Source organism: Fertoeibacter niger, assembly GCF_009380135.2.
GTDB classification, from domain to species: Bacteria; Pseudomonadota; Alphaproteobacteria; order Rhodobacterales; family Rhodobacteraceae; genus Fertoeibacter; species Fertoeibacter niger.
Genome location: NZ_WHUT02000006.1, coordinates 278,821 through 288,620, shown reverse-complemented (window position 1 = coordinate 288,620; position 9,800 = coordinate 278,821). Strand labels below are relative to the sequence as shown.

General features: G+C 65.2%; 4 protein-coding genes and 1 tRNA gene. All 5 read right to left on the bottom strand.

The annotated features are described in order from the left end of the window. On the bottom strand, window positions 1-4,148 hold a 4,148-nt coding region (locus GEU84_RS12250; RefSeq protein ID WP_174539832.1), incomplete at its 3' end, for a beta strand repeat-containing protein. Window positions 4,149-4,981: 833 nt separating this feature from the next. Then, window positions 4,982-5,071, bottom strand: a tRNA-Ser gene (locus tag GEU84_RS12245). A 421-nt stretch (window positions 5,072-5,492) separates the two neighbouring features. Then, on the bottom strand, window positions 5,493-6,209 hold the full coding sequence (locus GEU84_RS12240) for an alanyl-tRNA editing protein (RefSeq protein WP_152825763.1): 717 nt from the start codon (window positions 6,207-6,209) through the stop codon (window positions 5,493-5,495). Next, window positions 6,209-8,761 carry a DUF3772 domain-containing protein gene (locus GEU84_RS12235; protein WP_152825761.1) on the bottom strand — a complete coding sequence of 851 codons (2,553 nt, stop codon included), beginning with the start codon at window positions 8,759-8,761 and terminating at the stop codon, window positions 6,209-6,211. Before GEU84_RS12235 ends, GEU84_RS12240 begins: the two co-directional genes overlap by 1 nt. Then, window positions 8,758-9,792: a cysteine synthase A gene (locus tag GEU84_RS12230; RefSeq protein WP_152825759.1), complete on the bottom strand. Its 1,035-nt coding sequence runs from the start codon at window positions 9,790-9,792 to the stop codon at window positions 8,758-8,760. The genes GEU84_RS12235 and GEU84_RS12230 overlap by 4 nt, the downstream gene beginning before the upstream one ends. Between the last annotated feature and the right edge of the window lie 8 nt (window positions 9,793-9,800).

The window sequence follows — 9,800 nt, the reverse complement described above, 5'->3', positions numbered from 1 at the left end:
GCCGCGTCGACAACATAGGTGTCATTGCCCGCCCCGCCGACCATCGTGTCGTTGCCGAGCCTGCCATTCAGCATGTTGTTCCCGGCGTTCCCGGTCAGCAGGTTGGCCAGCGCGTTGCCGGTGCCGTTGATGTTGCCTGCCCCGGTCAATGTCAGCCGTTCGACAAAGCGCACCCCGGCGCTGGCGTCGAGGTTGAAGGTCACTGCGCTTTGCACGGTATCAATGCCGCCCGCGTCGATGAGGCTGGCGGTGGTCGTGGTCTCGAACACCTGGTCACCTGCCGCGTCGACAACATAGGTGTCATTGCCCGCCCCGCCGACCATCGTGTCGTTGCCCAAGCCGCCGTTCAGCACGTTGTTGCCGGCGTTCCCGGTCAGCAGGTTGGCCAGCGCGTTGCCGGTGACGGTGACGGTGTCGGTGCCTTCGGTCCAGTTGGCAAAGGTCACCCCGGCCAAACTAAAGCTGCCCGCCGCCGCGCCCAGGGTGATCGCCAGCCGGTCGGTGCCGCTGCTGCCCTGAAAGGTCACCCCCGCAAGGGCCGCCGTTTGTGCGGCGAGGGCCAGGGTGTTGCCGCCCAGCGTGACGGTGGTATTCGCCGACCCCGCCAGCGCACCAATGCGTTCCGAGCCGGTCAGAGCCAGGTTGCCGGTGCCGCTCAGCGTGACGGTGGCCGTGTCGGAGACCGCCGCGCCATCCACGCGCAGGCTGCCACTGGTGACGTTGACGGTTTGCGACGCCAGCGAGCCGGTGACACTCAGCACCCCGCCGTTGATCGTGGTCGCGCCGGTAAAGGTGTTGGTGCCCGACAGCACCTGCGTGTCGATGCCGCTTTTGGTCAGCGCGCCAGAGCCGGTGATCGCACCGCTGAAGGTGGTGCTTTCCACCGACACGTTGCCGTTGCCGCCCACTGTCAGGGTGCTGGCGTTCAGGTTCACCGTGCCGCCCGGCCCACCGGCAAGCGTGCCGATGGTTTCGGTGGCGTTGACGTTCACTGTGCCGCCGGTGACCTGCAGTGCGCGTGTGTCGCCCAGATTCGACCCGGCGTTCAGGTTGACGATGCCGTTTGAAACTGTGGTGTTGCCGGTGATGATGTTGGTGTTGGTAAAGGTCCCGGTCGAATTGTGGGTCAGACTGGCCAGCGTGCCCGAGTTCGAACCCGCCCCGGCTCCAGTGTTTGTCAGAGCGCCTGCCGTCAGGGTGTTGGTAAAGCTGCCCGCGTTGGAAACTGCGGCCATCGTGCCGTTGTTGATGACCGTACCGTTTGCGCCAATGGTCGTTGCGACCTGCACATCGCCTGCCGCCTCCACCGTGGTGGTGCCGCCTGTCACGTTCAGCGTGCCGGTGCCTGCGACAGTGCCACCAATGCCGGATGTCCCTGTCGTGCCGTTCAGCGTCAACACTGTGGTCGCACCGTTCACATTGACTGTGCCGGTGAAGGCGCCCGGGCCGTTGCCGTTTATGCCGCCGATGGTTTCGGAACCAGACAGGGTCAACGTCCCGCCGGCGACGACGACGCGAGGCGCTGCCGTGAAGGCCCCGCCATCTGTTGTGATCGTCCCGCCGATAGCGCCGATGTCAGCCGCAGCAACAGTGCCGGTGCCCGTGATGCTGACACCCGCCGTCGCACCGAATGCCAGGATCCCACGGGTCATCGTGTTTGTTCCGGTCAGCGTCAATGTGCCGGGGCCGTTCACGTTTAGGTTGCCGCCATTGCCGCTGATGTTTCCAGCAAAAGTGGTTCCGCCGCCCGTCACATCCAAAGCCGCGCCCAGAACCACCGAAGCTGTCGAGGTGAGCGGGTTGGTGTCGACGCTTGCCAATGTCCCGATGACTTCTGCCGCGGCCACGTTGAACCTGCCGCCGTTGCCGACGCGCACCGCGCCCGTGTCGGCAATGGCGCTGCTACCGGTCACCCGCAGCTCGCCGCCGTTGATCGTGGTGGTGCCGGTATAGCTGTTGTTCCCAGTCAGCGTGAAGGTGCCGGAGCCCACTTTGGTCAACCCGCCGGTGCCGCTGATGACGCCCGCAAAGGTATCGTTCCCCGTATCTCCGGTGGTCAGAGTGTTCGCGCCCAGCGTGACCGTGGTCGTGGCGGAACTGCTGGCCAGCGCGCCGATCCGCTCATTTCCGGTCAGGGTCAGGTTGCCACTGTTCCGCAAAGTCACGGTCGCAGCGTTGGACAGCGACCAGCCATCCACCCGCAGGCTGCCACTGTTGACCTCAACGATCTGCGAGGCGATGGAGCCGGTGACGTCCAGCGTGCCATTGCCGCTGACGGCCAACCTGCCGGTCGTGGTGCTGACGCCGCTCAGCGTTATTGTGCCGCCAGCGAACACGCTCAGAACACCGGTGCCCGAGATCGCGTTGGCAACCGTGAAATCGTTGGACCGGGAGAATTCCAGCACGCCTTTGTTGACGACCGCACCGGTGCCCAGCGTGCCCGTGGTGCCGCCGTTGCCGACAGAGAAATTGACCCCGGCATTGATGGTGGTAACGCCGCTGTAGGTGTTGGCCCCGGTCAGGGTAAAGCCGTTTCCGCCCGCACTTGCGATCGTCAGCCCGCCGGTGCCGCTGATGACGCCCGCAAAGGTGTCACCCGCCGCGTCGCCGGTGATCAGGGTATGGCTGCCCAGCGTGACCGTGGTCGTGGCGGAACTGCTGGCCAGCGCGCCGATCCGCTCATTGCTGGTCAGCGTCAGGTTGCCGGAGTCGTTCAGCAATACCGTGGCCGTGTTGGAAATCGCCGCACCGTCCACGCGCAGGGTGGCGAAGTTGGAGACCTCAATACTTTGCGAGTCGATGGAGCCGGTGATATCCAGCACGCCGAAGCTGACGAAGGTAGGTCCTGTATAGGTGCTGGCCCCGGACAGCGTCACGGTGCCGTCACCGAACTTCGTGACGTCGCCCGCACCGGAAATCACGCTGGCCACGGTGATGGCGTCAAAGCGAAAGAAAACCAGTGTCCCGTTGTTCGTGACAGCACCGGTGCCCAGCGTGCCCGTGGTGCCAGTTTCGCCCACAGTGACACGTCCACCCGCATTGATGGTTGTCGTGCCGGTATAGGTGTTATTCCCCGCCAGGATGAGGTTATCCCCCTGCGTCACTGTCAGTGTGCCCGTGCCCGAAATCGAAGCGCCCAAAGAAACGGTCGCCAAAAAACCAGGGACATTTGGGCCCCGGTCAAACACCAGCGCGCCGTTGTTGATCACCGCCCCGGTGCCAAGGCTGCCCGTGGTGCCGCCCGCGCCGATTTGCAGGGTGCCTTCGCTGATAGTCGTCGTGCCGGTATAGGTGTTGTTGCCGCTCAGCGTCACGCTGCCCGAGCCCTGCTTGATCAGGCTGCCGCGGTCGCCGCCTCCCTCCGAGATGACACCCGAGAAGATGCTGGACGGCGTGGCATTGCCGAAGGTCAGTGTCACGTCGAGCGCAGATCCGCCCAGGATGATGTTGCCCGCGCCCTGAATGTTGCCGACGGTCTCTGAATTTCTGACCTCCACCGTACCGCCCGCGTTCACGATCAGGGCGGCGCTGTCGGACAGCGCGCTGCCGTTGGCGACCCTAAGCGTGCCGTCATTGACAGTGGTGGTGCCGGTATAGGTGTTGGTTGATCTCAGCTCTAGCACGCCGCTGCCGTCCTTGGTCACCGAACCCGTGCCGGTGGTGATGCCACTTTGAACACGAACCTCCCCGGCGCCGCCAAAGGTCAGGTCGAAGGCACCGCTGATGCCGCCGTCCAGGAACAGCCTGTCGGCGTCGGAATTGATCCGCGTGGCACTGCCAAGCGTGATCGCCCCGTCGATTTCGTTGAATCCAGACAGGCTGCGCAGCGCGCCGCCGTCGCCGACCCCGCTGCCGTTCAGCGTGATCGCCCCGCCCGCGGTGATGCCGCCCTGCACCTGCAGCGTGCCGTCCAGAACCGTCACGGCCCCGGTGATCGCGCCGCCGTTGGTGACGACGCCCCCGTTCGTGATCTCCACCGTGCTGTTGAGGGTGCCAAAGTTGTTCAGGGCCCCGCCATCCACGGTCACACCGCTGCCCCCCACGGTGACCGTGCCGGTGTTCGCGATACTCAGGATGCCCGGGCCGGAAATGAGGGCATGAGTGTTGACCGTCAGGCTGCCCTCAACCGTAAAGGTGCGCGCGAACATTTCGAGATTGAGGATCGAAGCGGAGTCCCCAGAAAACAGGGTGGGATCGAGGTTCAGGCCATCGCCAACAAGATCGAGTGTGACAAATTCAGTCGCGTTCGGGACGATGCCGGTATCCCAGTTCCCCGCTAACAGAAAATCTGAGCTTAAGGTTCCATTCCAGAAGGCCATGTCGCAATCCTCTTCAGGTATTTGGCCCCCGACGCGGTGACGGGCGGGCATAAAACGGGTTTCAATCGTCGGCAACCGGATGTCGTTCGGGAATCGTCAAGGAAAATAGCTGCGGCGCTGATAATCTCTACGTAAGGCGGCCCGGCAGGCAAGCTAAACTTGTCAACCGCTGGACGGACTTCCCGGCACCGAAGACCACAGAGCGCATTCGAGAGATGACATCGGGGCGATTTTTCCCTTCTGACGCGGCATGGATCAAGGACACATCTTTGCCGTGCCCGGTCGAAAAGGACAGAGCGCTGATCGACTTCCAGATCCAGCGAGGCAAGTATGTCGATTTGACGATCCGTTAGTTCACGACTCTACGCCTGCGGACCCGACCCCGCCGCAAATACATGGCGCGAACGGCCGTTTTCATTGAATTCTGCGGGTGCTATGCTGCGTCGCTGTCAGACCGCTTACCGCCCTTCACGTCGGTCGTGCCTGCCTTTCAAAACGCCCGACACCACAGCAAAGTCGATTGGCTTCTGATCATCTACTGTTGGTCAAGCGAATGAAGCATCCAGTCGTACAGAAGCGCATTCAAGCGCAAAAAGGATGGCGGGTTGGTAGGCGGGTAGCGCCACGAATATCAAAATTTTAATAATTATTTCAATGGTTTATGGCGGACAGAGAGGGATTCGAACCCTCGAGACGGTTCCCCGCCTACACACTTTCCAGGCGTGCGCCTTCGACCACTCGGCCACCTGTCCGTGCCAAAGCTCTTAGCCTGAGCTGGCAGGTGGGGGCAAGGGGGTCAGCGCGAATATCAAGCTGCCGCAACATCCCATGACCAGGCCGCGCCGGTTCGGCTGCGGCGCGGTCGGGACTGGACCTTTTGCTGGTCGGATTTCACACCTGGGCATCGGCGGGATCACTCCGGCCATGAAACTGAGGATGGTCGCGCGAGTTCGCAAACGGAAAGCCCGGGCCGTTCAGGTGCTGTGGTTCCAAGGCAAAGGGGCGTCGGTTTCGGCGCTTGGCCATTGGTGGGCGATGCGCCGGTGGGTCTGGGTAAGCCGCGAGATGGGGGCGACACTGTTCGGCTTGCCGGTTTGCCCCAGTGTCGCGTTGGTGGCGCAGCAGACGCACAAGCCAGACGCCTGTCGCAAAGCCGCACAGGCGGGCCGGGCCCTATCCCAGCAGCGAGATGCTGACGCGGCGGTTCTGGCGGCCCTTCTTTTCGATCTTGCCGATCTCCAGCCGGCCGATCTCGCCGGTGCGCGAAACATGGGTGCCGCCGCAGGGTTGCAGGTCGATCTGGCCTGCCCCCTGGCCGATGCGGATCAGCCGCACGCGGCCCTGCCCGACCGGCGGGGCCACCGACAGGGTCTTCACCAGCCCGGGGTTGGCGGCCAGTTCGTCATCGGTGATCCAGTCCTCGGTCACGGCAAGGTCACGCTCGACAAGCGCGTTCAGCGCGGCCTCCAGCGCCGGCACATCGGCGGGGGCCTCGGGCATGTCGAAATCCAGTCGGCTGCGTTCGGCCCCGATCTGGCCACCCGTGACCGGCAGCGGGATCACCACGGACAGCAGATGCAGCGCGGTGTGCATGCGCATGTGGCGGTGGCGGCGGTCCCAGTCCAGCACCTGCCGGACCGTGGCCCCCACGGGCGGCATGGCCAAGGGCTCGGCGGCGATCAGGCCCACGCCGCCCGGCACCTTCACCGCCGTGGCAATGGCCAGGCTCCCGCCCTCCCACACCAGCCGCCCGCAATCACCGGGCTGGCCGCCGCCATTGGGGTAAAAGATGGTGCGGTCCAGCACGATGGCCCCTTCGGCGGTATGGGCCACAACCTGCGCGTCATCCTCGCGCAGATAGGGGTCGGTGCGGAAGGTGGGCGTGGTCATCAGCGGGTATCCTCGGTATCGGAATCGCCAGTCGCGGGGCCTTCCCACGGGGCGCGGCCATCCTGCGCCACTTCGGCGCGCTGCGGGGGCTGCGGCTGCGCTGCCTCGGGCATTGGCGCGGGTGCGGCGGCGGGCACGATGCCCGTCAGCGCCTCGCGTATGGCCTCGGGGTTGCGGATCCACAGGTCGCGCTGCGCGAAGGGCATGTCCACACCCTCTTCGCGGAACCGCTGGGCGATGGCGTGGTTGATCTCTGTCCGCACCGACAGCGAGAAGTTCACGTCGCGCAGGATCAGCCTGATCTCGAAATTCAACGCATCGGTGCCGAACCCCATGAACACGATCAGCGGCGGCGGGTTCAGCACTGCCAGGGGCTGCGCCTCGGCAATCTCGCGCAAAATCCGTTCCACCTTGCGGGTGTCCGACCCGTAATCCACCCCGATCGGCACGATCAGCCGCCCGGAAAGGTTATACCGCGTCCAGTTCGTGACCTGCCCGGCCACAAGATCGGTGTTGGGCACGATCACATCGGTTCGGTCAAAGGTCTGGATGCGGGTGGACCGCACCGAGATCGACTTGACGATGCCCTGCACCCCGCCAACCTCGATCCAGTCACCCTCGGAGACGGGCCGTTCGATCAGCAGGATGATGCCGGACACGAAGTTCGACACCACGTTCTGCAGGCCGAACCCGATGCCCACCGACAGCGCACCGGCCACAATGGCCAGCCCCGACAGGTCGATGCCCGCCGAATTGATGGCGATCAGCCCGGCCAGAAAGATGCCCACATAGCCGACACCGGCGGTGATGGCGTTCTGGCCGCCCTGATCCAGCGTGGTCTTGGGCAGGATCGAGGTTTTCAGCGCGCCCTGAAACAGCCGGGTCAGCGTATAGCCGATGGCGAACAGCACCGCAAAGAACAGGAAATCGCTGGGCGAAATGCGGGTGGCGCCCAGTTGGAACCCCTCGCGGAACCGGGTCCACAGCTCGGTGATGTCGGCCAGCCGCGCGCCCCAGATCAGCGCGAACAGCGGGGCGGATGCCAGCACCATCGCAAAGCCCACCAGCACCGGCACCAGCGCCTCGCGCCCGGCTTCTTCATTCCGGGTGGCCAGCGCATAGATGTCACCCACCAGGAGTTGCAGGATATACAAAAGCCCGATCAGCCCCAGCGACATGCCCGCCGGATAAACCAGCGCCGCCCCGGCCGAGACATAGCCAACCGCCGCCAGCAGCGGCCCCACCACGCCGAACAATATCGTCACGCGGCCCAGCACGCCGATCAGTCGGTCACGATAGCCCTGCGCCTCGGCCCCGGCCTCGGCGGTGTTCGTGCTGTGCAGCAGCAAAAGCTGCCCCAGCCGCACCAGTTGCAGCCCGCCCACGATCAGAATGGGCAGCGCCAGAACCGCCATGGCGGCATCGCCAACCTGCGACGTGTCAAAGGCCGTCAGCCGCAGCGCCTCCAGCCCCAGCAAGACGCCAAAGGACGCGACATGAAACCGCCCCTCGGCCCGGCGCTCGGGCGGCAGCAGCAACGGCCCCACCTTGCCCGCACCTTTGGGGAAAACCCGCATCCCCAGCCAGTAGGCGGCAAAGATCACGAAGCCCAGCACCGGCAGCAACCCGGCCACGACCGACCCCACGATGCCCAAGAGGCCCGTGCGATCCAACGCAATGGCCAGCGCCAGCATCCCCGCCGTGGGCAGGATGATCTGGCCCAGCGACACCAGCAGCGCCCAGACCTTTGCCCCGCGGGCCGAGGCATGTTCCTGCAACCGCCAGGTCAGATGCTCCATCCAGCGCCGCCCGCGCCAGATCAGCACGGCGGCAAAGGCCAGCAGTCCCAGGATCAGCGGCAGGTTGTTGTAAAGCTCCTGGCGCGCCGCGGGCCTGTCCCACGCCGCTGCGGATTCCGCCCAGATCCCGCCCCCGGTATCGCTGAGCGCGCGCAATGCCGCGGGCCAGTTGGCCGGGTTGATCGGCATCGGCCACAGCCGCAGCAACTCGTCCGCCTGCCGTTCGCGCAATATCCGGTCAATCTCGCGGATCAGGCCATCTGCCCGCCGGTAAGCCTCGTCCGCCGCGATGCCCGGGGCTTGCAGCCGCACCAGCTGATCGGTCAGTTCCTCGCGCCGGGTGGCGATTTCATCAGCCTCGGTCTCGCCCTCGGCGGGCGCGGGGCCAAGCGCGGCGATCTGGGTGCGCAGGGTGGCGATGCGGGTGGAATTGGTGCTTTGCGCCACCAGCAGCGCCTCGCGCCAGTCCACCAGCTGCGCGCGGATCTGGTCCAGCGCGATGGCGGTGCTGTTGCGGTCGGCGGTTGCCGCTTCGGCGCGGGTGGCCAACGTTTCCCAGGCCGCGTAATCGGGGCTGGTGTCACTTTCCGCCGGCTCGGTCGCCGAAAGCTGACGCGGCGTGCCGGGTTGGGGGGCCAGTTGCAGGTTGGGCGTGGTCGTCGGCGCAGGCACTGTCTGCGCAGGTGCCGCGCTGGCCAGCAGCACGCCCAGCAGCAGCCCGCGCAGCAGGCCGGATATCCGTCCGCGTGTCATGCGTCGCGGTAGACTTCGGGCAGCACGGCGGGCGCGCGGTCCAGCCAGTCGGGCACGGGCAGACCCTTTTCCTTCAGGAAAGCGGGGTTGTAGAGCTTTGACTGATAGCGGCTGCCATAATCACACAGGATGGTGACGATGGTATGCCCCGGCCCCATGTCACGCGCCATGCGGATCGCGCCCGCGATGTTGATACCGGTCGAGCCGCCCATGCACAGCCCCTCATCCGCCAACAGGTCGAACACGATCGGCAGCGCCTCGGCATCCGGGATACGATAGCTGAAATCGGGGGTGAAACCTTCAAGGTTGGCGGTGATGCGCCCCTGCCCGATGCCCTCGGTGATGGAATTGCCCGGGCTTTCCAGCACGCCGGTGGTGTAGAAACTGTGCAGCGCGGCCCCTTCGGGGTCGGCCAGCCCGATCTTCACGCCCTTGGGCTGCAAGGCCAGCGCCATGCCCGCCAGCGTGCCGCCCGACCCGACTGCGCAGATGAAGCCATCCACCTTGCCGCCGGTCTGTTCCCAGACCTCGGGGCCGGTGGTTTCCACATGGGCCTGCCGGTTGGCCACATTGTCGAACTGATTGGCCCAGATCGCGCCGTTTGGTTCGGTTTTCGCAAGCGCCTCGGCCAGACGGCCGGAATAGCGCACGTAATTGTTCGGATTCTTGTAGGGTGCGGCAGGCACCTGCACCAGTTCGGCCCCCGCCAGCCGCAGCATGTCCTTCTTTTCCTGGCTTTGGGTTTCGGGAATCACGATGACGGTGCGAAAGCCCATCGCCGCCCCTACCAGCGCCAGCCCGATGCCGGTGTTGCCCGCCGTGCCCTCGACAATCGTGCCGCCGGGTTTCAGCGTTCCGCGCGCGATGGCGTCCTTGATGATGTAAAGCGCCGCGCGGTCTTTCACCGACTGGCCGGGGTTCAGGAATTCCGCCTTGCCCAGAATGTCGCAGCCGGTGATCTCCGACGCCTTTTTCAACCGGATCAGGGGAGTTTTCCCGATGGCATCGACCAGATCGCTGTAAATCCGCATGGGGTATT

Excerpts from the sequence above, each read along its gene's own strand:
- GEU84_RS12230 (WP_152825759.1), bottom strand. The coding sequence starts at position 9,792 with ATGCGGATTTACAGCGATCTGGTCGATGCCATCGGGAAAACTCCCCTG.
- GEU84_RS12240 (WP_152825763.1), bottom strand. The coding sequence starts at position 6,209 with ATGACCACGCCCACCTTCCGCACCGACCCCTATCTGCGCGAGGATGAC.
- GEU84_RS12235 (WP_152825761.1), bottom strand. The coding sequence starts at position 8,761 with ATGACACGCGGACGGATATCCGGCCTGCTGCGCGGGCTGCTGCTGGGC.